The organism is Rhizobium sp. 32-5/1, from assembly GCF_029537235.1.
Lineage (GTDB): Bacteria > Pseudomonadota > Alphaproteobacteria > Rhizobiales > Rhizobiaceae > Pararhizobium.
Genome location: NZ_CP120638.1, coordinates 3,288,170 through 3,309,402 on the forward strand (window position 1 = coordinate 3,288,170; position 21,233 = coordinate 3,309,402).

At 59.7% G+C, this 21,233-nt stretch carries 25 protein-coding genes and 2 pseudogenes; 5 read left to right on the plus strand and 22 right to left on the minus strand.

The features are described from left to right. Nucleotides 1-21 precede the first annotated feature (21 nt). The 12 genes and pseudogenes from P6U16_RS16495 to P6U16_RS16550 form a co-directional block, all read right to left on the minus strand. On the minus strand, nucleotides 22-333 hold the full coding sequence (locus P6U16_RS16495; RefSeq protein ID WP_277701432.1) for a hypothetical protein: 312 nt from the start codon (nucleotides 331-333) through the stop codon (nucleotides 22-24). Beyond that, nucleotides 303-866, minus strand: coding sequence for an alpha/beta hydrolase (locus P6U16_RS16500; RefSeq protein ID WP_277703877.1), 564 nt, complete (start codon nucleotides 864-866; stop codon nucleotides 303-305). Before P6U16_RS16500 ends, P6U16_RS16495 begins: the two co-directional genes overlap by 31 nt. Nucleotides 867-1,428: 562 nt before the next feature. Then, nucleotides 1,429-1,569: a hypothetical protein gene (locus tag P6U16_RS16505; protein ID WP_277701433.1), complete on the minus strand. Its 141-nt coding sequence runs from the start codon at nucleotides 1,567-1,569 to the stop codon at nucleotides 1,429-1,431. A 118-nt stretch (nucleotides 1,570-1,687) separates the two neighbouring features. Beyond that, nucleotides 1,688-1,903 carry a hypothetical protein gene (locus P6U16_RS16510; protein WP_277701434.1) on the minus strand — a complete coding sequence of 72 codons (216 nt, stop codon included), beginning with the start codon at nucleotides 1,901-1,903 and terminating at the stop codon, nucleotides 1,688-1,690. Between the two features lie 131 nt (nucleotides 1,904-2,034). After that, the gene (locus P6U16_RS16515; protein WP_277701435.1) at nucleotides 2,035-2,748 is read right to left on the minus strand and encodes a Bax inhibitor-1/YccA family protein; all 714 of its coding nucleotides are present in this window, start codon (nucleotides 2,746-2,748) and stop codon (nucleotides 2,035-2,037) included. Between the two features lie 20 nt (nucleotides 2,749-2,768). Continuing rightward, complete coding sequence (locus P6U16_RS16520; RefSeq protein ID WP_277701436.1) at nucleotides 2,769-3,539, minus strand: anti-sigma factor; 771 nt, start codon at nucleotides 3,537-3,539, stop codon at nucleotides 2,769-2,771. Next, a complete protein-coding gene (locus P6U16_RS16525) occupies nucleotides 3,532-4,062 on the minus strand; it encodes a sigma-70 family RNA polymerase sigma factor (RefSeq protein ID WP_277701437.1) in 531 nt (176 codons plus the stop codon). Before P6U16_RS16525 ends, P6U16_RS16520 begins: the two co-directional genes overlap by 8 nt. Nucleotides 4,063-4,126: 64 nt before the next feature. Continuing rightward, entirely contained in the window at nucleotides 4,127-4,564 is a 438-nt protein-coding gene (locus P6U16_RS16530; protein WP_277701438.1) for a YqaA family protein, read from the minus strand. Further along, a complete protein-coding gene (locus tag P6U16_RS16535; protein WP_277701439.1) occupies nucleotides 4,564-5,469 on the minus strand; it encodes a nickel/cobalt efflux protein RcnA in 906 nt (301 codons plus the stop codon). The genes P6U16_RS16530 and P6U16_RS16535 overlap by 1 nt, the downstream gene beginning before the upstream one ends. A gap of 13 nt (nucleotides 5,470-5,482) precedes the next feature. Continuing rightward, nucleotides 5,483-5,758, minus strand: coding sequence for a metal-sensing transcriptional repressor (locus P6U16_RS16540; protein ID WP_277701440.1), 276 nt, complete (start codon nucleotides 5,756-5,758; stop codon nucleotides 5,483-5,485). Nucleotides 5,759-5,836: 78 nt separating this feature from the next. Further along, nucleotides 5,837-5,971: a hypothetical protein gene (locus P6U16_RS16545; RefSeq protein WP_277701441.1), complete on the minus strand. Its 135-nt coding sequence runs from the start codon at nucleotides 5,969-5,971 to the stop codon at nucleotides 5,837-5,839. Between the two features lie 104 nt (nucleotides 5,972-6,075). Further along, nucleotides 6,076-7,016, minus strand: a pseudogene (locus tag P6U16_RS16550) (AraC family transcriptional regulator). A gap of 222 nt (nucleotides 7,017-7,238) precedes the next feature. On the opposite strand from P6U16_RS16550, the gene P6U16_RS16555 reads away from it, so the two are divergent. Next, a complete protein-coding gene (locus tag P6U16_RS16555) occupies nucleotides 7,239-8,279 on the plus strand; it encodes an NAD(P)-dependent alcohol dehydrogenase (RefSeq protein ID WP_277701442.1) in 1,041 nt (346 codons plus the stop codon). Between the two features lie 86 nt (nucleotides 8,280-8,365). On the opposite strand, the gene P6U16_RS16560 is transcribed toward P6U16_RS16555, so the two are convergent. Then, a complete protein-coding gene (locus tag P6U16_RS16560; RefSeq protein WP_277701443.1) occupies nucleotides 8,366-8,830 on the minus strand; it encodes an Lrp/AsnC ligand binding domain-containing protein in 465 nt (154 codons plus the stop codon). A 20-nt stretch (nucleotides 8,831-8,850) separates the two neighbouring features. Then, the gene (locus P6U16_RS16565) at nucleotides 8,851-10,014 is read right to left on the minus strand and encodes a M20 aminoacylase family protein (protein ID WP_277701444.1); all 1,164 of its coding nucleotides are present in this window, start codon (nucleotides 10,012-10,014) and stop codon (nucleotides 8,851-8,853) included. A gap of 189 nt (nucleotides 10,015-10,203) precedes the next feature. Between P6U16_RS16565 and P6U16_RS16570 the strand changes: the two genes are divergently transcribed. After that, nucleotides 10,204-11,277 (plus strand): D-alanyl-D-alanine carboxypeptidase family protein, encoded by a 1,074-nt coding sequence (locus P6U16_RS16570; RefSeq protein ID WP_277703878.1) that lies wholly within the window; start codon nucleotides 10,204-10,206, stop codon nucleotides 11,275-11,277. A 44-nt stretch (nucleotides 11,278-11,321) separates the two neighbouring features. After that, nucleotides 11,322-12,473 carry a GTP-binding protein gene (locus tag P6U16_RS16575; RefSeq protein ID WP_277701445.1) on the plus strand — a complete coding sequence of 384 codons (1,152 nt, stop codon included), beginning with the start codon at nucleotides 11,322-11,324 and terminating at the stop codon, nucleotides 12,471-12,473. A gap of 22 nt (nucleotides 12,474-12,495) precedes the next feature. Here the strand turns inward: P6U16_RS16575 and P6U16_RS16580 are convergent, their stop codons facing one another. From P6U16_RS16580 to P6U16_RS16590, 3 genes are read right to left on the minus strand one after another with little or no spacing between them, the layout of a single operon-like run. After that, nucleotides 12,496-13,251: an ABC transporter ATP-binding protein gene (locus tag P6U16_RS16580; protein ID WP_277701446.1), complete on the minus strand. Its 756-nt coding sequence runs from the start codon at nucleotides 13,249-13,251 to the stop codon at nucleotides 12,496-12,498. Then, nucleotides 13,245-14,312, minus strand: a complete 1,068-nt coding sequence (locus tag P6U16_RS16585) for an iron ABC transporter permease (RefSeq protein WP_277701447.1) — start codon at nucleotides 14,310-14,312, stop codon at nucleotides 13,245-13,247. The genes P6U16_RS16580 and P6U16_RS16585 overlap by 7 nt, the downstream gene beginning before the upstream one ends. Before the next feature lie 3 nt (nucleotides 14,313-14,315). After that, nucleotides 14,316-15,449, minus strand: coding sequence for an ABC transporter substrate-binding protein (locus P6U16_RS16590; protein ID WP_277701448.1), 1,134 nt, complete (start codon nucleotides 15,447-15,449; stop codon nucleotides 14,316-14,318). 130 nt (nucleotides 15,450-15,579) lie between these two features. Here P6U16_RS16590 and P6U16_RS16595 point away from each other — a divergent pair. Then, nucleotides 15,580-16,394: pseudogene (locus P6U16_RS16595) on the plus strand (class I SAM-dependent methyltransferase). A 58-nt stretch (nucleotides 16,395-16,452) separates the two neighbouring features. On the opposite strand, the gene P6U16_RS16600 reads toward P6U16_RS16595, so the two are convergent. The 5 genes from P6U16_RS16600 to P6U16_RS16620 form a co-directional block, all read right to left on the minus strand. Continuing rightward, nucleotides 16,453-16,689 carry a sulfurtransferase TusA family protein gene (locus tag P6U16_RS16600; protein WP_277701449.1) on the minus strand — a complete coding sequence of 79 codons (237 nt, stop codon included), beginning with the start codon at nucleotides 16,687-16,689 and terminating at the stop codon, nucleotides 16,453-16,455. Further along, complete coding sequence (locus P6U16_RS16605) at nucleotides 16,689-18,152, minus strand: murein L,D-transpeptidase family protein (RefSeq protein ID WP_277701450.1); 1,464 nt, start codon at nucleotides 18,150-18,152, stop codon at nucleotides 16,689-16,691. Before P6U16_RS16605 ends, P6U16_RS16600 begins: the two co-directional genes overlap by 1 nt. Before the next feature lie 206 nt (nucleotides 18,153-18,358). After that, nucleotides 18,359-19,312: an acetyl-CoA carboxylase carboxyltransferase subunit alpha gene (locus P6U16_RS16610; protein WP_277703879.1), complete on the minus strand. Its 954-nt coding sequence runs from the start codon at nucleotides 19,310-19,312 to the stop codon at nucleotides 18,359-18,361. An 80-nt stretch (nucleotides 19,313-19,392) separates the two neighbouring features. Then, nucleotides 19,393-20,349 carry a site-specific tyrosine recombinase XerD gene (gene xerD / locus P6U16_RS16615; RefSeq protein ID WP_277701451.1) on the minus strand — a complete coding sequence of 319 codons (957 nt, stop codon included), beginning with the start codon at nucleotides 20,347-20,349 and terminating at the stop codon, nucleotides 19,393-19,395. Next, complete coding sequence (locus P6U16_RS16620) at nucleotides 20,346-20,495, minus strand: hypothetical protein (protein ID WP_277701452.1); 150 nt, start codon at nucleotides 20,493-20,495, stop codon at nucleotides 20,346-20,348. The genes xerD and P6U16_RS16620 overlap by 4 nt, the downstream gene beginning before the upstream one ends. Before the next feature lie 158 nt (nucleotides 20,496-20,653). Between P6U16_RS16620 and P6U16_RS16625 the strand changes: the two genes are divergently transcribed. Continuing rightward, nucleotides 20,654-21,232 carry a shikimate kinase gene (locus P6U16_RS16625; RefSeq protein ID WP_277701453.1) on the plus strand — a complete coding sequence of 193 codons (579 nt, stop codon included), beginning with the start codon at nucleotides 20,654-20,656 and terminating at the stop codon, nucleotides 21,230-21,232. The last annotated feature ends 1 nt before the right edge of the window (nucleotide 21,233 follow it).

Consider the following 21,233-nt stretch of genomic DNA (forward strand, 5'->3'; position numbering starts at 1 on the left):
ACCTCTTTCGTTTGCGGGAATTTAGAGGATTTCGGTCCGTGCATGCAAGGCGAAGATGTCCTCTAAACCGAGGAAGCCTGACACGATCTTCTTTACGGCCTTGGCGCGCTCTATCGGAAACATGTGGGTCTCGCCCTCAAAGATCGCGGTCTTGAGGTTCGGTGCGTAAGCGTGTGCCTCGACCATAGCCTCAGCGAAGAACTGATCCCGGCTTCCTCCGATAATGATCGTCGGTGTATTCAGTAAAATCGCGCTATCGTCAGGCAACTCGCTTTCCAGCATAGCTTCGAGGTACTGGAGGGTCACCTTTGGCTTGGCGAGTCGCTGGACCAAGTGTCTACCCCCAGGCGCACTCGCAAACCGACGAGAAAATTGAGCCATGGATTTCGGAACAGAGAGGTGAATTCTTGCAGGAGCCCATTCAGGTCCCCAGCATGGATAAGGTCGATCTGACGCCGAAGCCGACGTTCTCCCTCGGCGGAAAACCATGGAGCGCTGGCTATCAATACGAGCCTGCCAATGCTCTCCGGCGAACGCAAGGCGAGCCTGGATGCGACCACACCGCCATAGGAGATACCCACGACGTCTGCTTTACCCCCAAGATGCTGATTAATGATCATCGCCACATCACCAACCAGGTTCTCCACCGTCACCGTCGCGACCCCCGGATCGTAACCGAGGAGGATGAAGCCCCGATCGTCCGGCAACACCCGCTTCAGGCGCTGGGCGTCTTTCGCCATTCGCGCGTCGCTGGGTTTCATCATAAACCCTTGTCCGCCATTGATCACAAGGATGGGATTTTGGTCAAAGCCAACTTTGGCAAAAGGAATGCGCTCAAGGAGCTTGCCCGTCTCAATAGAAAGCATGTCACGCAACCGGAAAATGTCCGGCCTCCAATAAAGATATTGCGATCAGGTTTAACAGAGTTGACGAATAATTGTAGCGGCGTCAAATGTAGGCGGCCGCTCTATACAGTTGTACACGCCACAGTCTGGGATCCGCCAAGCGTGACGCCGGCCCGCATTGAAAGCCGTGATGGGTCCTTCGGAGCCCGCCTGCCAAATCATATCTGTTGATCGCAAGACGATCCAATACCGGTCGTGCCCGACCGTTGTAGCTCGAACTGCGGACGAAGCTGCGTGATCTGGCTAAAGAGTGATGGCGTTTCGGTTGCGTGTGATCATGGCCACCGAGCCGTTCTGCAACATCCTGCTAGGAAAGCCTCCGCACACCGCAACACCATCCGGCATCGATCCCACAGCGAGCGAAGTTATTAGTGCTGACGCACTTGGATTTAAGGAAGTTCCTACCTCCGTCCCTCAGCACCAAGATATCTGCTCGCCTGCCCACCATCACTCAACCTCCCGCTGTTGCCGGAGAAAAGGCAAAATGAAGCCTAATTTAGTTCCGGATGACTGGGGCGGAATTTCAATTCAGTGGGATGCTGACGGCGCCTGGGCCCGATTGGCCGGTCTGGGCATAGGTCGTGTTGCTGGACGCAGTGGTCGAGCAGCCTGAAAGGGTCGAAAGGCTGGCTGCGGCGGCCAGGGCTAGAATCGTCAAGCGCATGAGGTCTCCATTCCGATCTTTTGAATTGCAACGGGTTTCATAGGGAATTGCATTATCCGATCTCGAAGCTCAAAGATGTCCTGTATCGTGCAACCATCGGTCAGGCCGCGGTTTGCCTTCATCGGGAAAATCTCACCCCCGCTGTTTCACTTCCACGAAACGGTCGTAGCGTCGCGTCAGCGGTAGACCACGGTGGCTCGTCGATTTGATAACTCCGGAGCATATTGGTCGCTCCTTCTTGCAATTGCGGCAGATAGTAGAAATGCGCGACCGCCAAGGCGCAAAGGCCGGCCGTCAAATGAATGACGGTGAAAAGCAAGGCTTGCGTGTTCATGAACCGGCTCCGCGTTGACGCATGGACAACACCGGAACGGTCAGATGGTTCCGAAGAGGAGATATCGCGCACGAAAAAGGCCGCAGCTTGCGCTACGGCCCCGTTTTTCGGAGAGCGAGAACGCTGTTGGACTATTCGCGTTCGCCGGTGAAATACAGCAGCAGCTGGAAGATATTGACGAAGTTGAGGAACAGGGACAGAGCGCCGAAGACGGCGATCTTCTGCTGCGATTCCTGGTCGAAGTTTTCAGCATATTGCTGCTTGATGTTCTGCGTGTCCCAGGCGGTCAGACCGACGAACACGGCGATGCCAATCAGCGAGATCGCGAACTGCAGGGCCGACGAGCCGAGGAAGATGTTGACGACCGAGGCGATGACAACGCCGATCAGACCCATCATCAGGAACGAGCCAAACTGGGCGAGGTCACGCTTGGTGACATAGCCGTAAAGACTGGTCGCGCCGAACATGGTGGCGGCAATGAAGAAGGTACGCGCGATGCTGGCGCCGGTGAAGACCAGGAACACCGAAGCGAGGGACAGGCCCATAACGGCACAGAAGGCCCAGAACATCGTCTGTGCCGTCGCAGCCGACATGGTCTGAATCTTGAACGAGAAGAACAGCACAAAGGCGAGCGGGGCCAGCATCACCACCCACTTGAGCGGCGAGGAAAAGATCGGCACGTAAAGCGCCGGCGTGTTGCCGATGACGAAGGCAACGATGCCGGTGATCAGCAGGCCGGCACCCATGTAGTTGTAGACGCGCAGCATATGTTTGCGCAGGCCCTCGTCGAAGAGGGCGCCCGACTGGGCGGTTGTTGCGCCGAAGCGCTGTTCGTTCGGGTACATGAAAGTCTCCTTTGTTGAACTCAGTACAGGGTTTTCGACAACGCGCGGGCTTCAGCTGCGAGTTTCGTATCGGGTGTGCTCGAGACGAGGGCATAGGCGACATCGCCGATCTGCCAGTAAGCCGCCTCAGCACTGGAAAGGTTGACATCGGTCACCGCCTCAACCGCGAAGAAACCGGGTCGTACGGCGAACAGCGAAAGCCTTGCACCTCCGCCATTCGTGATCGACATTTCGACGCTCGGGCCGAAATCGGACGGAAAGATCTGCACATCGGCGACTTTCCATTCCTTCGGTAGCTTCGGCATGACAATCGCGGTCGCGGCACGGATTTCTTCCGGGTCGTAACCGGGTGTTTCGCGTTGCGACGCCATGCCGGCGCGAACCTCGCTGGTCTGGTGGGCGCGGATCGCTTCCTCGACATAACCAGGTGCATGCACGGAGGCATTCACGGCGGTTGCGTTGAATGGCCCGATCTGCGAGGCGGCGACCCAGCCTGTGCCAACGAGGATGCCGACGGCCGCGATCCGCTGGATGGTTGCCCAGGTCAGGCGCATCGACAAATTGCTTTCAAGGCGGCGGGCAGCCTCCCGGGTTTCTGCGCGATGGGGGGCGTCATGTTCGCCGATGGCAAGCCGGAGCGAGCTGCGGATTTCGAGATCCGCCATGACACGGGCAGCCTCTGCCGGATTTTTCGACAGATGGCTCTCCACCCGGATGCGGGCTTCCGGCGAAAGCCTGTTGTCCACATAGGCGTCGAGTTCGCTTTCAAGGACTGGTTCCGGATTAATCATCTTTGCCTCCGACAAGCTTCAGATGCGCTTGCGATGCGGGTGTGTTTTCAAAGGCGCGCAGTTTTGCGCGGGCGCGGGAGACCCGAGACATCAGCGTGCCGACCGGAATGCCAAGGGCATCCGCGGCGTCCTGATAGGACAGGTCTTCAATGGCGACGAGGTGCAGCGCCTCGCGCTGGTCTTCCGGCAGGTCGTAAAAGGCGTTGCGGATCTGGCCAAGCCGCACGACGCTTTCCTGGTCCGCCGGTTTGGATATTTCGGCCTCTTGCAGCACGGCGTCGTCGCGGCGCTGTTGCGCGCGCGCCGATCGGCGGTCATCGACATGGGTGTTGTGAAGGATGGAAAGGAGCCAGCTGCGCAGATCGGCGCCGGTCCGGAAGGTGATGCGCCGTTCATAGGCCTTGACCAAAGTATCGTGGACGAGATCTTCGGCATCATTCGGATTGCGCACCAGCGAGCGCGCATACCGCCTGAGGGCGGTGAGCTGGCCGAGCACATCGAAGGGGCGCTGTTTTAAGTCCATGCAAGAGTATACGAGGCCCGGTGGTGTCTCATTCCACCTTTCCGAAAATAATTTCGCATCGTCGTCAGAAAATTTGTGCGGTCACTGCAGCCAAAGCGAGATAACGGCCGATCTTGGCAATGGAAACCAGAAGCAGGAACATCGGGAAAGGCTCCTTCAGCACGCCGGCCATGACGGTCAGCGGATCGCCGACGATCGGCAGCCAGCTTCCGAGCAGCGACCATTTGCCGTAACGACGATACCAGGTCTGCGCCTGTTCCAGTTTTTCCGGTCCAACGGGAAACCAGCGTCGGTCCCTGAAACGCTCGATGCCGCGACCGAGCAGCCAGTTGATCACGGCACCGAGAATATTGCCGAGGCTGGCGACCGCCATCAACAGCGCCGGCGAATGGTTGCCACCGGCAAGCAATGCCACCAGCACAGCCTCGGACTGCATCGGCAAAATGGTCGCGGCGATAAGGGCGGAGAAAAACAGCCCGGCATAGGCGGCAAAATCGGCCATCAGGGTGTTGTCGTCACGGCTGGAGGAGGGGCTGTCTGGGCGGCAATCCCTTGCCAACCATGAAGGCCGACATAGAGCCCGACGGCGATGATCAGCAGTCCGGAAAAGTATGGCGCCTTTCGGGCTGCATCATTCAACCATGACCAGCGGCTGGTGGCGTGACGCACGCTGAGCGCGGCCAGCGCACCGACCGTCACCAGCGTGATGGCAAGGCCGATCGAGAAGCACAGGACCAGCGCGAAACCGAGCGTAAAGGCCTTCAACTGCAGGCAGAGCAGGAGGACGGTGATGGCGGCCGGGCAGGGGATCAATCCGCCTGTCAGGCCAAACAGGATGATCTGCCCGGTGGTCGCCTTGCGGTCGGTGAACTGTCGGCGAATGTCGTCCGCATGCGCCCGCTGATGGGCGTCCTGATATTCACCGTCTTCGCCACCGTTCCTGGCTGCCGGTTCGTCGTGATGATGATGGTGGTGGTGCGGATGATCGTGGCCGTGTTGATGGGTATGATCATGGGCGTGTCTGTGAGCGTGCTTATGCTGCGCATGGCCTTTCGCGGCCTGCTGGTCATGCCAGGTCCGCCATATCATCCATAGGGCGATCACGATGATGATGATCGCCGACAGCAGCTGGAAATAGGGCTCGAAGGTACCGGCGTCGACATCCTGCCACAGATAGAGGCCGGCAAAGGCAATGCCCCAGACAACAGCGGTATGGGAGATGGTCGCGGCAAGGCCGAGCAACACCGCCTGGGCAACCGTGCCGCGCACAGCCACGATAAAGGCAGCCATCATCGTTTTCGAATGACCGGGCTCAAGCCCATGCAACGCGCCGAGCAGGACCGCACTGGGTATAAAAATCCAGGCGTGGCCCGAGCCTTGCTGGATGAGTTCGGCAAAATCAGGCATCGTTTGGTGGCCTTCAGAGATATTTGGTGATGGATTTGAACGCGTCGATCGAGTGCCGCTGTTCGCGCGGCAGTGTGCCCACCGCCTCCTCAAGGCAATGATCGAGATGGTCCTGGATCAGGGTGCGCTTTGCCTGAATGATGGCCTTTTCGACGGCGTGGAGTTGCTGGGCGACATCGAGGCATGGCTTTCCGCCCTCGATCATGGCGATCACGCTTTTCAGGTGACCTTCCGCCCGCTTCAGCCGTTTGATGATTTCGGGGTGGGTCTCGTGTCGGTGCTCGATCATATGGAGAACCTATCCCCCTGGAGGGGATATTACAACTGCTGACTTGGCAGAAGAGGATCGCTTCGACGGCGAGATCGTTCAGGTGGGGACGTGAACGGCGACAGAGGCCATCGTCTTGCCGGATGCCCTGTGGGGAACGAGCAGGATACTGCAGATGGTGGCGATCAGCACTCCGATTAAAATGATACCGACCGGCATGGATTTACTCTTCATTTCGCAGAACTGTCCCGTTGAGGAAGCAGTTTCTCACGGGCAAGCTGTCAGCGGGCTGTCAGCTTCGCCGCCGTTTCAGTCGGGCCGCCCGCGTTCCTGGATTCCTATCCCTCGCTCAGCATTTCCATGCCGCCCGTAAGCCGTTCGACCAGGCTCTGGCGGACGCGGCCGACGTCGCGCAGTGGTGGCGCGCCGAACTGGCGGGCGTATTCGCGACTGAACTGCGACTGGCTTTCATAGCCGACCTGATGCCCGGCCGATCCCGCATCCAGCATGTCCTCCAGCATCAGCCTGCGGGCTTCCTGCAGGCGCAGCTGCTTCTGGTACTGGACCGGGCTCATGGCAGTGATCGCCTTGAAGTGGTGGTGCAGCGATGAAACGCTCATGCTGACGCGATGCGCCAGTTCCTCGACCCGTAAAGGCAATGCATAATGCTCCCTGAGCCAGGCGCAGGCGCGGCTGACCTGATGTGACTGGCTTTCCGCAACCGCCATGTGCCGCAGGCGCGCACCTTGCGGCCCGGTCAGCAGGCGATAGACCAGTTCCTGTTCGATCAGTGGCAGAAGAGCCGAAATATCGGCCGGCCGTTCGAGCAGGCGCAGCATGCGGATTGCGGCGTCGCGCAAATCGTCCGTCACCGGACTGACGGCCATGCCGCGGGCGGCAGGCCCAGGCAGGGGCCGGTAACGCCCGTCTGGGCGATCAGGCCAGGGAGACGACCGGTGTCGATCTGGTAGGACATGCTGAGATAGGGCTTGTCCGGCTCTGCCTCCACGATCTTAGTGGTCACCGGCAGATCGACCGCGGTCAGAAGATAGTCGGAGCCGCTGTAGCGATAGGTTTCATCCGCGAGCGTCACCTGCTTGGTGCCTTGGGCGATCAGAGCCAGACTCGGCTTGTAGGACCCGCAGGCCGGCATATCCAGCGTCGAGCGGCGGTGAATGGTCAGACCCTCGATCGCGGTTGGGTGGTCACCATCTGTTTCGGCGAAACGGGCAATGAGATCAATCAGTTCCTGTTGGCGACTGTGTCTTGTATCCGTCATATTGAGACGTCTTTCCAATACTTTAGGGATTGTCCTGCGATCTGCAATTTAGTCTTTTCATGTGCATTTGCAAAAGCCTTGTTCGCCATTTTGCAGGATTGTGCAAAAATTTTGCAGGATTGAACTAACGCTTGCCCGCCATCATGCACATAGTGCGCTCGGGGAGAGACGCGATCCGCGCCTCGTTTGCAAATCCCCGATCCAACATAAGAGGAAGACATAATGGCCCAGGCAAGAGGATATGCGGCGACCGATGCGTCGAAACCGCTTTCGCCCTTCACCTTCGAACGGCGCGAACCCAATGATGACGACATCGTCATCGACATCAAATTTTCCGGCATTTGCCATTCGGACATCCATCAGGCTCGCAACGAATGGGGCAATTCCAGTTTCCCCATGGTTCCCGGCCATGAGATTGCCGGCATCGTCACGGCGGTTGGCGCCAAGGTGACAAAGTTCCGGGTCGGCGACCGCGCCGGCGTCGGCTGCTTCGTCAACAGCTGCACCCAGTGCGCGACGCGCGATCTCGACATCGAGCAGTATATGCCGGGTCTCGTCGGTACCTACAACGCCTTCGAGGCCGATGGCATCACCCCGACCTATGGCGGCTATTCCGATCATATCGTCGTCAAGGAAGGTTATGCGCTTTCGATCCCGGAGAACCTGCCGCTCGACGCATCTGCACCGCTGCTCTGCGCCGGTATCACGCTCTATTCGCCGCTGGTTCACTGGAAGGCCGGTCCCGGCAAGAAGGTTGCCATCGTCGGCATGGGTGGCCTTGGCCATATGGGCGTCAAGCTTGCCCATGCCATGGGCGCCGAGGTGACGGTTCTCAGCCAGACGCTTTCGAAAAAGGAAGACGGCCTCAAGCTCGGCGCCGATCACTACTATGCCACCAGCGACGCGGAAACCTTCAAGACGCTGGCCGGCACGTTCGACCTGATCCTCTGCACGGTGTCTGCAGAGATCGACTGGAACGCTTATCTCGGCCTGCTCAAGGTCGATGGTTCGCTGGTCCTGCTCGGTATCCCGGAAACTGCGGTACCGGTGCACGCCTTCTCGCTGGTTCCGGGTCGCAAGAGCATTTCGGGATCGATGATCGGCTCGATCAAGGAAACCCAGGAAATGCTGGATTTCTGCGGCAAGCATAACATCGTCTCGGAAATCGAACTGATCCGCATGGACCAGGTCAACGACGCTTATGAACGCGTCATCAAGTCCGACGTCCGCTATCGCTTCGTCATCGATATGGCGACGCTGTAAGGAATTAGGCAGTAGGCAATAGGAATTGGTAGGATATTTTCTACTGCCTACTGCCTACTGCCTACTGCCTACTGCCTACTGCCTACTCACCCTAGGGGCAGCGGCCCGTCGTTCTTGATCTCTTCCATCACCGCATAGGTGCGCGTTTCCTTGACGCCTGGAAGCGTCCAGAGGACCTGGCCGAGGAAGTTGCGGTAGGCGATCATGTCCTCGAAGCGCGTCTTGAGGAGATAGTCGAAACCACCTGCCACCATGTGACATTCGAGTACAGACGGCGCCTGTTTGATGGCGGCGGCGAATTTGTCGAAGACCTCCGCGGTCGTCTTGTCGAGCATCACCTCGATGAAGACCAGCAAGCCGAAACCGAGCTTGTGCGGATCGAGCCGCGCGCCGAAGCCCGAGACAAACCCTTCCTTGAGAAGTCGTCGCAATCGCTCGCTGGTCGCTGTCGGCGACAGGCCGATGCGGTCGGCAAGTTCCAGATTGGTGATGCGCCCGTCTGCCTGCAGGATGTGAAGGATCCGGCGATCGATCTTGTCAATCTCGTACATGCAGCCCCCTTTTCCCGCTCTCAGGCGGCCAGCCGCGTTTCGGTCAGCTTGACCCAATAGGAGATGCCGTGCGGAATTGCCTCGTCGTTGAAGTCGTAATTGGGGTTGTGCAGGCCGGCCGTGTCGCCATTGCCCATGAAGATGAAGGCGCCCGGACGCGACAGAAGCATATAGGAAAAATCCTCTCCGCCCATCATCGGGTCGATATCCGAAATGACCTTCGTTTCGCCGGCGATGCTGGCCGCAGCTTCTATCGCATGGGCCGTCTCGGCACGGTGGTTGACCGTGACCGGGTAGTTGCGGCCGTACCAGACCTGCACGGTGGCCCCGAAGGCAGCCGCGATGTTCTGCGCGATTTCGCGGATGCGCGTCTCGGCCATGTCGCGCACGTCGGCGCGCAGCGTGCGCACGGTGCCGGCGAGAACGGCCTGTTCCGGGATGACGTTGTGGGCAAAGCCGGCGTTGAATTTGGTGACGGAGACGACTACGGACGCCAGCGGGTCGGCCGTGCGCGAGGGGATGGTCTGCAATGCGCCGACAAGCTGGGCCCCGATGACGATCGGGTCGATGGTCTTGTGCGGTTGCGCCGCATGGCCGCCGCGCCCCTGGAGGGTGATGGTGAACTCATCGGTCGAGGCCATGATCGGGCCGACGCGCGTACCGAATTCCCCGATCGGCATGCCCGGCATGTTGTGCATGCCATAGACTTCCTCGATGGCGAAACGCTCCATCATGCCGTCCTTGACCATTTCGTTGCCGCCACCGCCGCCTTCTTCTGCCGGCTGGAAGATGACCGCGACCGCGCCGTTGAAGTTTCGGGTCTCAGCGAGATACTTGGCGGCGCCTAAGAGCATGGCGGTATGGCCGTCATGGCCGCAGGCGTGCATCTTGCCAGGCGTCGTCGAGGCCCATGGCACGCCACTGGTTTCGGTCATCGGCAGCGCGTCCATATCGGCGCGAAGGCCGATGGTGCGGCCCTCGCCAAGGTTGCCGCGGATCAGGCCGACGACCCCGGTGCGTCCAAGGCCGGTCACGATTTCGTCAACGCCGAACTCGCGCAGTTTCATTTCGACGAAGGCTGCCGTATTTTCGACCGCGAACATCAGTTCGGGTCTGGTGTGCAGATGGCGGCGCCATTCGGCGACTTCGCTCTGGAGTTCGGCGGCTCTGTTCAAAATGGGCATGATGCGTTCCTGTTAATCCGCTACGGTCAGAGGTGTACAGCGTGATTTTGCCATCGGCGTGGATAGAATGGCCTTTGCCATCACCCTGCCATATAAGGTAAATAGCCGAACGATACGAGGCAATTCCCGAAATTTGAAGGTTGGATTGTGGTGATAGGACAAATCTGGACGGATGGTAAGCTCAAGGGACTGGGCGCTCTGGCCGGCGCCTGCGCGTCGCTTCTGGTGGCGATCGTGCCGGCCGCCGCCAATCCGCGCCTTGTGGTGGACGTCAATTCGCTCAAGGTGATGGAGCACGAGGATATTTTCCAGAAGTGGTATCCTGCATCGCTGACCAAGATGATGACTGCCTATACCACGTTTCGTGCCATCAAGTCCGGCCGGCTGACACTCGATTCGCCTGTGGTGATGACCAAGAATGCGGCGGCGGAACCGGCAAGCAAGATGTATTTCAAGCCCGGCCAGGCGCTCACCCTCGACAGCGCCTTGAAGATCCTGCTCGTCAAGTCGGCAAACGACGTGGCGGTGGCGATCGGCGAAACGGTGGCTGGATCTGAAGCGGCCTTCATCGAGCAGATGAATGCAGAAGCGCGGCGGATCGGCATGACCTCCTCGCATTTCATCAATCCCCACGGTCTTCCCGGTGCCGGCCAGTACACGACGGCGCGCGACCTCGCCGTTCTGGCCATCACGCTGAAGCGCGAGTTTCCGCAATATGCCGGCTATTTCGCGCTTGAAGGGTTTACCACCGGCAAGAAGAATTTCCCGAACTACAACATGCTGATCGGTCGCTTCGACGGCGCCGACGGCATGAAGACCGGCTTTATCTGTGCCTCGGGTTTCAATCAGGTCTCCTCCGCCACGCGCAATGGCCGCAGCGTCGTCTCCGTCGTTCTCGGTGCAGACAGCCTGGGCGGCCGTGCCGACGAATCGGCTCGCCTGCTGCAACTTGGCCTGACCAGCAGCGGCGCCGGCAAGCCCGGTCTTGGCAAGATCGCGCCCTATGGCGCAACACGCGACAGCGTTACCGACATCAGCAAGCAGATCTGCTCCAAGGCGGCCGCCAAGATCCGCAGCGAAGGTCGCGACGAGGTCGGTCGCCAGAAGCTTTTGTCGCCGTTCATTCACGAAATCAACCGGCCGCTGAAGCTGGTCTATGCCGGGCTTATTCCGGGTACCGAGACGAAAGGTGCTCAAGGGGCCACAGCGGGTAAGGGCGAGGTTGCCAATGTGCCGATCCCGATACCGCGTCCGGCCTATTGACCGGTCCTCGTCCTTAACCGGCCATCACTTTATCGGATAACATCATGAGCCTGACATCATCGGCCGTTCCGGTCTCGATCCTCACCGGATTTCTCGGTGCGGGCAAGACGACGCTGCTCAACCGGCTCCTGAAGGACCCCGATCTCACCGATACGGCCGTGATCATCAACGAGTTCGGCGACGTATCGATTGATCATCTTTTGGTGGAAGCATCCAGCGACGGCGTGATCGAATTGTCCGATGGATGCCTCTGCTGCACGGTGCGGGGCGAACTGGTAGATACGCTGGCCGACCTCATGGACCGGATGCAGACCGGAAAGATCAAGCCGCTGAAGCGCGTTGTCATCGAAACGACCGGCCTTGCCGATCCGGCACCCGTTTTGCAATCCGTGATGGGTAACCCGGTGATTGCGCAGAGCTACCGGCTGGATGGCGTGGTGACCGTGGTCGATGCGGTCAACGGATTGGCGACGCTTGGCAATCACGAGGAAGCGGTCAAGCAGGTGGCTGTCGCCGACCGGCTGGTGATCAGCAAATCCACGCTTGCTTCGCCGGAAGCGCTGGAAAGCCTGAAAGCGCGGTTGCGGAAACTCAATCCGCGCGCCGAAATGATCGATGGCGATCTTCCCGAAGCGGGCAAGGCCGAACTGTTTCACTGTGGGCTCTACGATCCCGCAACCAAGATCGCCGATGTCGGGCGCTGGCTGCAGGACGAGACCGTGGCCGAACATGCGCATCATGGGCATCACCATGGACATGATCACGATCATTGCGACCACGACCATGATCACCATCACCATCATGATGCAAGCCGGCATGGCGCCGATATCCGCTCCTTTTCGATCGTCCATGACCGGCCGATCGACCCGATGGCGCTGGACATGTTCATCGACCTGTTGCGGTCGGCCCATGGCGAAAAGCTGCTGCGTATGAAGGCCGTCGTTTCGATGTCGGACAATCCGGACCGGCCGCTGATCCTTCATGGCGTGCAGAGCGTCTTCCATGCGCCGCAGAGGCTGGCCGCATGGCCGGATCCTGCCGATCGCCGCACCCGCATGGTGCTGATCACCAACGACCTGCCGGAAGCCTTCTTGCGCGATCTGTTCGACGCCTTCACCGGTCGTCCGCGCATCGACCGCCCCGACGCCACGGCCCTGTTCGACAATCCGCTTGCTGTGCCGGGTCTGAAGATCTGAGTTTTTTGCTGTGCCTTAAAACTCAGACGATCGAATGATCGACGATCACGATCGCCTTTCCAAGCGAACAGGCCTCGACCCGCGCCTCGACGCGGTAAACGTCGCGTAGCATGGCGGCGGTGACGACTTCGCTGGTCGGGCCGCTTGCGGCCATCGCGCCATTGGCAATGACAATCGTATTTTCGCAATAGCGCAGCGCATGATTGAGATCGTGCAGGGCAATCAGAACGGACATGCCGGTTTTGGCCGCGAGCGACTTCATGAAGCTCAAGACCTCGATCTGCCTGAACAGGTCGAGCGCCGAGGTTGGCTCGTCCATCAAAAGCACTTCCGGCTTGCGGATGAGCGCCTGGGCGATCGAAACCAGTTGCCGTTGTCCCCCGGAAAGTTCTCCCAGCCCGCGAAAGGCAAGATCCTCGATGCGCAAGGCCTGCAGCGTCTGATCGATCTCGTGCAGTTCGCTGTCGCTGACCCGCCAGCTGGAGCCCTGTTTCGAGGCCAGAAGCACGGATTCGTAAACCGTCAGCACGGCATTGGCGCCGGTGTCCTGCGGCATGTAGCAGATCGTCTCCGGACCCTTCAGCGTATCGGAAAGGACCACCGTGCCGGGGCCGGAAGACAGGCCGGCAATGCGCTTGAACAGCGTGGATTTTCCGGCCGCATTGGGGCCGATGACCGCCGTCATGCCGCCGCCGGTCATCATGTCGGTATTCACATCGGAAAGAACCGTATGCTTGCCATATTTTGCACCGACGCCATTGAGGGTGAGGGCTACCATGACCGCCTCCTGTTGGTGAAGATCAGCACGAAGAAGAAGGGGACGCCGACAAGCGCGGTGATGACGCCGATGGGCAGGATCGCACCGGGGATGAGGACTTTGGAAACGACTGAGGTCGCCGACAGCAACAGGGCGCCGCAGAGGACTGATGCCGGAAGAAAGAACCGCTGATCCTCGCCGACAAGCATGCGGGCGATGTGGGGACCAACGAGACCGATGAAGCCTATGGTTCCGACGAAGGAGACGGGGATGGCAGCAAGCAGGCTGACGGTTAGCATGGTCTGCAGCCGCAGCCGGCGGACATTGATGCCGAGGCTCGCGGCCTTGTCCTCACCCAGCCGCAGCGCCGTCAGCGCCCAGGCCTGACGGGCAAACAGCGGTATGGCGAAGACGAGGACGGCACCGGTGATCCACACCTTCGGCCAGGTCGCCTTGGTGAGGCTGCCCATGGTCCAGAAGACGACCGCGGCCAGCGCCTGTTCCGATGCCAGATATTCGAGCAGCGACAGCAGCGCATTGAAGGTGAAGACCAGCGCGATGCCGAGCAGCACGATGGTTTCGACCGTGACGCCGCGCATGGTCGATGCGAAATGGATGAAGAGAGCCGCCGCCATCGCCATCAGGAAGGCGTTGATCGGGATCATGAACTGCACGGCGCCCGGAAACAGCGCCACGCCGCTGACAAGGCCGAGTGCGGCACCAAAGCCTGCCGCAGCCGAGATGCCGAGCGTGAAGGGGCTCGCCAGGGGATTGGCAAGGATCGTCTGCATCTGTGCGCCGGCAAGCGAAAGCGAGGCACCGACGGTAATCGCCATCAGCGCGATCGGCATGCGGATATCCCAGATGACGACCCTCAACTGGTCGCCGACCGATTCGGCATGGAACAGCGACGACAACACTTCCCGCAGGGTGTAGTTCGCCGGGCCGAGCGCCATGTCGATCGACAGGCTGAGACACAGAGCGACGAGCATGATGCAAAGCATGACAATCCGTCGAAAGGCCAGGGCGCGGTATTGACCGCGCCCCGACGTCGTCTCAAGGGTTTCAGTGGCGACGGCCATCGATTATTCGCCCTTCAACGAGACGAAATAACCGGGCTTGTAGTCGAGCGGCAGGAAGCGCGCATGCAGTTCCTTGAAGGTCGCCTCGGGGTCTAGATCTCTAAAGAGTTCCGGGTGCAACCATTTGGCGATCTCCTGGATCGCGACGAACTGATAGGGGTTGTTGTAGAACTGGTGCCAGATGGCGTGGACGTTGCCATCCTTCACAGCCTTGACGCCGGTAAAGGCTGGACGCTTCGTTAGGTTCTCAAGCTTGCGGTGCGCTTCCTTGACGTCTGCGCCATAGCCGACGCCGACCCAATCGCCGCCGGGAACATAACCCTGCCAGTTGCCGCCGGTGATGATGACCTGATCCGGGTTGGCCGCGATGATCTGCTCCGGATTAACCGCGCCGAAGGTGCCGGGGATGATATCCTTGGCCATATTGATGCCGCCGGCAATCTCGACCATCTTGCCGAAATTCTCGTCGCCGAAGGACATGCAGCAATCGTCGGAATAGCCGCCGGCACGCTCGACGAAGACAACCGGTCGGGCCGGCTGCTGCTTGGCGAGCACGTCGGTCACCTTGGCAATGCTGTCGGCGCGGAACTTGATAAAGTCTTCGGCCTTGGCTTCCTGGCCGAGCAGCTTGCCCATGATCCGCATGCTGGCTTCGGTATTTTCCATCGGCTTTTCGCGGAAGTCGATATAGACCAGCGGGATGCCGACCTTGCCGAGCTTCTCGATATAGCCGGCTTCTTCCGTCGCTGTCTTGGCATCGAGGTTCATGACGATCACGTCGGGCTTGAGCGCCACGGCCTGCTCGACATCGAATGTGCCGTCCTTCATGCCGCCGAAGGTGGGCAGCTTGGCAATATCGGGATATTTCGCGAGATAGGCGGCGTAGCTCTCCGGATCGGCCTTCGGCAGGTCATCCCGCCAGCCGACAACGCGCTTGAAGGGCTCATCCCGGTCAAGGGCGGCCACGAAATAGATCTGCCGTCCTTCGCCCAGAATGACATGTTCGACCGGCACGCTGACCTCGACGTCGCGCCCTGTCACATCCTTGATGATTACCTTTTCCCCAGCCAAGGCTGTCCCGGAAAAAAGCGCGCAGAAACCCGCAGCGACCAGGGTCGCTTTGCGAAATACAGTCATGATTTTGAACTCCGTCTCGAAAACTGAGCGGTTTCTAAATTTCTTGATGTTGACAGTCAAGTTTTATCTTTTAGAAAGCCTCTACACTGAGGCTGAACAAATCTGCGCTACAATCTGCAAGGCATTTCCCATGAGCGACGTTTCCAACATTACGAATTACGATCTACGCGACGAGATCAAGGCCTATTGGTCCGAGCGGGCTGCGACGTTTGACCTGTCGCCCGGCCACGAGATTTTTCCGAGGAGGAGCGTGCCGCCTGGCATCGCTTGTTCACCCAGCATCTGGGCAAGGGCGATGGGCGGGCGGCGCTTGATCTTGCCAGCGGCACCGGGGTTGTTTCGCATTTGATGGACGATCTGGGCTTCAGGGTGACCGGCCTCGACTGGTCGGAGACGATGCTGGCGCTGGCGAGGGCCAAGGCCAAATCACGGGGACGCACTATCTCCTTCCGCATGGGTGACGCGGAAAACACCATGGAGCCAGACGATCACTACGATGTCGTCGTCAATCGCCATCTCGTCTGGACGCTGGTCAATCCGGCCGGCGCCTTTGCGGAATGGTTTCGCGTGTTGAAGCCCGGTGGCACCCTGCTGATAATCGATGGCGATTTCGTCAACTCGACGCTTCGCGAGCGCATTCTGTCAAAACTGGCGGGATGGGGGCAGCGGCTGGGTTGGCTGAAATCCGATGCCGTCAGCAATTCCCCGGAGATGATGGCGATCCACCGCAGCATTCTCTCCCGCGTTTATTTCCGGGACGGTGCCCGTGCCGACGCGGTTGCCGATTTGCTGATGCGCTCGGGATTTGCGGACATCTCCATCGATACCCGATTCGGAGATATTCACCGGACGCAGGCCAGGAACTGGAATGTGCTGAAGAGCATGGTGCGAAAGTCGCAGCACCGATACGCCATTCGCGCGGTGAAGCCGGAGAATGCCGTTTAGCGCGATCGCTAAAGAGCGGTTGTGATTGTGCATGTGCCCCATTCAAGGCGACAGGCCTCTATCGCATTTTTCTGATCAGAAACCTGTGCCCGCCGGCGATCGTTTCGGATCGCTCCATCGCGTGGCCGTCCTCATGGCAGAAATGCGGAATATCGATGACGGCCAGCGGGTCCGTGGTTTCGACGGCAATGAGGCTTCCGGTGGCGAGCGACTGCATGCGCTTGCGCGTTTTCAAAACCGGCAGCGGGCATTTTAGCCCCTTGAGATCATAGATCGCAACGATCGTCTCGGGCATCAATTGCCCCAGATCTTCCAGAATGGTTTTTTCTTCGGCTGCTGCTCGGTCGCTGCCTGCTCGAGCGGCGGCGTCCCTGTCCCTTCGCCGTTTTCGGCCGTCGCAACGGTTGTGGTATTCGCCGGTGTCTGGGCCGTTACGGGCTTGGCTTCGGCCTTGTTCTTTTCGACGGGCTTCTCGACTGCACCTGCGGTCGATGCGGCATCTGCCGGTGCGGCGTCAATTGGGACCTGCGTCGCGGCTTGCGGGTCGTCAGCAGTCTTTCGCGAGAACAGGCTGCCGAAGAAGCCTTTCTTTGCGGGCGCCTGATCGATCGCGGCCTGCTCGACGGGGCGTGCGATCGGGTTTTCCTGCGGCACGGGAATATTCTTGCCGTTGCGCGTCGTCTTTTCGAGTTCGGCCTTCTGAAGTTCGATTGCTTTCTTGGCCTCTTCCAGCTCGGCGCGGCGGGCCATCTGCTTTTCGAGATCGGCGACCTTCATCAGCTTGCCGGCGTCGAGCGAGGAACCGGTCGGCGCATAGGCGAGTTCCTTGCCGACGCGCTGCTTGGCAACGATCGCCTTGCGCTCGGCCTCTGTCGGCTCGTACCAGACCATGCCCTCATATTTGGACATCGCCTTGGCGTAGTCGGCATCGTATTTCTTGTTGTAGGCGGCAAGGGCAGACTGCATGGCCGCCGGGGTCGACATCGCCGGGCACTGCCCGGTTGGCGAAAACTTGCCGTCTGTCTGCTGGTTGAAGACATATTTCTTCTCGCAGACATTGACTTCCGGCGGGCGCTTGGAGATTTCGAACTGGTCGTAGCCAGGCTTCAGCATGTTCCAGAATTCGATATGCGGGCTGTTGCGATGGCGGGCCATGTTTTCGGCGGTCATGCGGAAGGGCAGCGATTGCAACTGAATGGTCTGCTGGCCGCCCTTGTAGGCGTCGCGGGCAAGCGCGAATATTTCCAGCATCTGCTCGTCGGTCATCGAATAGCAGCCGGAAGATGAGCAGGCGCCGTGGATCATCAGGTTGGAGCCATGCCGACCGTTGGCCTGATCGTAGCGGTTGGGGTAGCCGGTGTTGATGGCCAGATAATAGCTGGAATTGGGGTTCATCTGGCCGGGAGAAAGCGGATAGAAGCCTTCCGGCGCCTGCCGGTCGCCCTCTTTCAGCTTCGGGCCAAGCTTGCCCGACCAGGCGCAGATCTTGTACTGGCGCAGCATCTCGAAGCGGTTGGCGCTGTTGGCCTTCCAGACCTCCAATGCGCCTTCTTCTTTGAAGATGCGCAACATGATCGGCGAGGTCTTGGCCATACTCATGGCCTGCATCTTCTGCACGATCTTTCCGGAGAGCTGATAATTAGTCTTACTTGAGACCTTAGAAAGGTCGACATCCACCGTGTCCAGCGCTTCATTGGCTGTGCAGCCTGCAAGGCTTGCAGCCAGGATGGAAACGGCGAAGAGATGTGTCAGGCGCATCAGCAAAGGCCCATCAAGCAGAACAATCGAATGCGGCGTGTGCCCGCAAAGGGGAGACCGGGGAATCAATACCCTGTTTATACTTCACAAAATGTTACCTTGCAGCCCAGCCTTACCCCAAACAGTTCCAGAGCGCAGGAATATGGCCAAGGTTTGGCCATAGTTGAATTTCGTGGGATAAGCGTCCGCAACAGGCCTCGAAATGCCTAAAGCTGGCGGCCGATGCTCAGATATTTTTGGCGGCGGTCGGAGCGCAGCTGATCGCCGGTGCGCGCTGAAAGCTCCTTCAGCGTATCGGCAATGATCGTTCCAGTGCTGTCGATCACAGCCTGTGGATCGCGATGCGCGCCGCCGGCCGGTTCTGCGATGATGCCGTCGATGACGCCGAGCGACTTCAGGTCCTCGGCCGTGATCTTCATGTTGGTCGCGGCTTCCTTGGCGCGCGTTGAATCGCGCCAGAGGATCGAGGCCGCACCTTCCGGCGAGATCACGCTGTAGATCGCGTGTTCCAGCATGTAGACGCGGTTGCCGGTGGCAATCGCGATGGCCCCGCCGGAGCCGCCTTCGCCGAGCACCACGGAAATGATCGGAACGCGCACGTTCAGGCACATCTCGGTCGAGCGTGCGATGGCTTCCGCCTGGCCGCGCTCCTCGGCTCCGATGCCGGGATAGGCGCCGGCGGTATCGATCAGCGTGATCAGCGGCAGGCCGAAGCGATCGGCCATTTCCATGATGCGGATCGCCTTGCGGTAGCCTTCGGGGCGGGCGCTGCCGAAATTGTGCTTTATGCGCGATTTCGTGTCATTGCCCTTTTCCTGGCCGATGATGGCGACTGGCGTGCCGCGAAACCGCGCAAAGCCGGTCTGGATCGCTTCGTCATTGCCGAATTTGCGGTCGCCGGCCAGCGGCGTGAATTCGGTGAAAAGCGCCGACGCGTAATCCTTGAAGTGCGGACGCTGCGGATGCCGCGCGACCTGCGTCTTCTGCCAGGGATTGAGCTTGGAATAGATTTCGGCCATCGCATCGCGCGCCCGCACCTCCAGCCGCTCGATCTCGTCAGCGGTATCGATGCTCTCGTCCTCGCTGGCAATCTTCTTCAACTCGTGAATCTTGCCTTCGAGGTCGGAGATTGGTTTTTCGAAATCGAGATAATGGTGCATGGTCTGCGTTTCCGATCCTATAGCGCCAATGGCCGCCTGCTCTGTGATCCCAGTGTTTCTGGCCAAGGGTTATGGCGCTCCTAATCCTGTTTTTTTGCCTGTTTGGCAAGAGGGTGATGGTTTTGAACGAGTTGATGCAGCCGTTCTTCCAGCACATGGGTATAGATTTGTGTCGTTGAAATGTCCGAATGGCCCAGCAATTCCTGCACGGCGCGAAGGTCGGCACCATTCGCCAGCAAATGGCTTGCAAAGGCATGACGCAAAACATGTGGGGATATGGCGGCAATGCGGATGCCGGCGCGCGCCGCCAGATCCTTGAGATCACGGGCAAAGACCTGGCGCGGCAGGAAGCCCGCCTTTCCGGAAGACGGAAAGAGCCACGGGCTTTCCGGCGGCTGATCCTTGCGGCTGGCAACGTCTTTGGCCATCGCCTGTCCATAGGCCTGCATGGCGCGAATTGCGCTGTGGGACAACGGCACCATGCGCTCCTTGTTGCCCTTGCCCCGCACCACCAGGAACCGGCCGTTCTGCGAAAGCACGGAAGCCGGCAGGGAGACGAGTTCGCTCACCCGCATGCCGGTGGCATAGAGAAGCTCGATCAGCGCGTGCATCCGCATGCGGGCAAGCACGTCGCCACCGCTTTGTCCTGCTTCCTGTTCCGCCTGCGTGATCAGCCGGGAGACGTCGTCGACGCTCAGAATTTTCGGCAGCGGCCGGCTTTTCTTCGGGGCATCGAGCACCCCCGTCGGATCGTCGGTGCGCAGGCCCTCGGCATAGAGAAACTTGTAGAATTGCCGGAGCGCCGATAGCCGCCGCGCCTGTGACGAGGCCTTGAATCCCTCTCCGGCCAGATGGCTGAGATAGGCGCGCAGGTCGTCGCTTCCGGCTTCGTTGAGACGAACGTTTCGACCCTTCAGGAACGAATGCACATCGTCCAGATCGCGCTCATAAGAGATGAGCGTGTTGTTGGCGGCGCCGCGCTCCGCACTCATCATTTCGAGGAAAGATTCGAGATGGGCGGCGGAGAGATCCATCATTGCGCCGGATTGATGCGTTCAGAGGGAATGCGGATCGTCACATCGCGTTCGACTGGATCAACGAAGGTTACCAGCGCCAGCATGGTTCCATAGATGCTTCCGGCGATCAGCGCGCAGATGAACAGAAAGCGGAACAGGGTCGGCATTTCAAACTCCTCGGACTTGCCGACTATATGACCATGCCGGCCACCGAGCGCAAGAACCGTTGCGTTTCCATGCGTTTGGGTGGCCTTTGCTGGCCGTCCGTCTTGACGCTTCCTGCCGTTTTGTCGATACCGTTGCGAAACGGGGAATATCAAACGGCATGAACGACGTCATCGAGCCTGTTTCGGAAACGCTGGTGGAGCGGGCAAAGGCTGTATTGGGCCGCAGGAACCTTGTGTTCGTCGGCCTGATGGGTGCGGGCAAATCGGCGATCGGCCGCATGACGGCGACGCTGCTCAACATTCCGTTCATCGATTCCGATCACGAGATCGAGCGCGTGTCCCGCATGACGATCAGCGAGCTTTTTGCCGCCTATGGCGAGGAGGAGTTTCGCGCTCTCGAAGGCCGGGTGATCAAAAGGCTGCTGCATTCGGGCCCGCGCGTTGTGTCCACCGGCGGCGGCGCCTATATCAACGAGCGCACGCGCCGGCACATCAAGAAGAGCGGGCTCTCCGTCTGGCTGAGCGCCGATCTCGACGTGCTCTGGGAACGCGTCAACAAGCGCGACACCCGTCCCTTGCTGAAGACCGAAAATCCGAAGCAGACCCTCGAAAACCTGATGAAGCTTCGCTACCCGATTTATGCCGAGGCGGATCTCACGGTCGTTTCGCGGGATGTGAAGAAGGAAGTCATGGTAGAAGAGGTTCTCGCCGCCATCGCCTCCATGCCGAAGAAGTGAC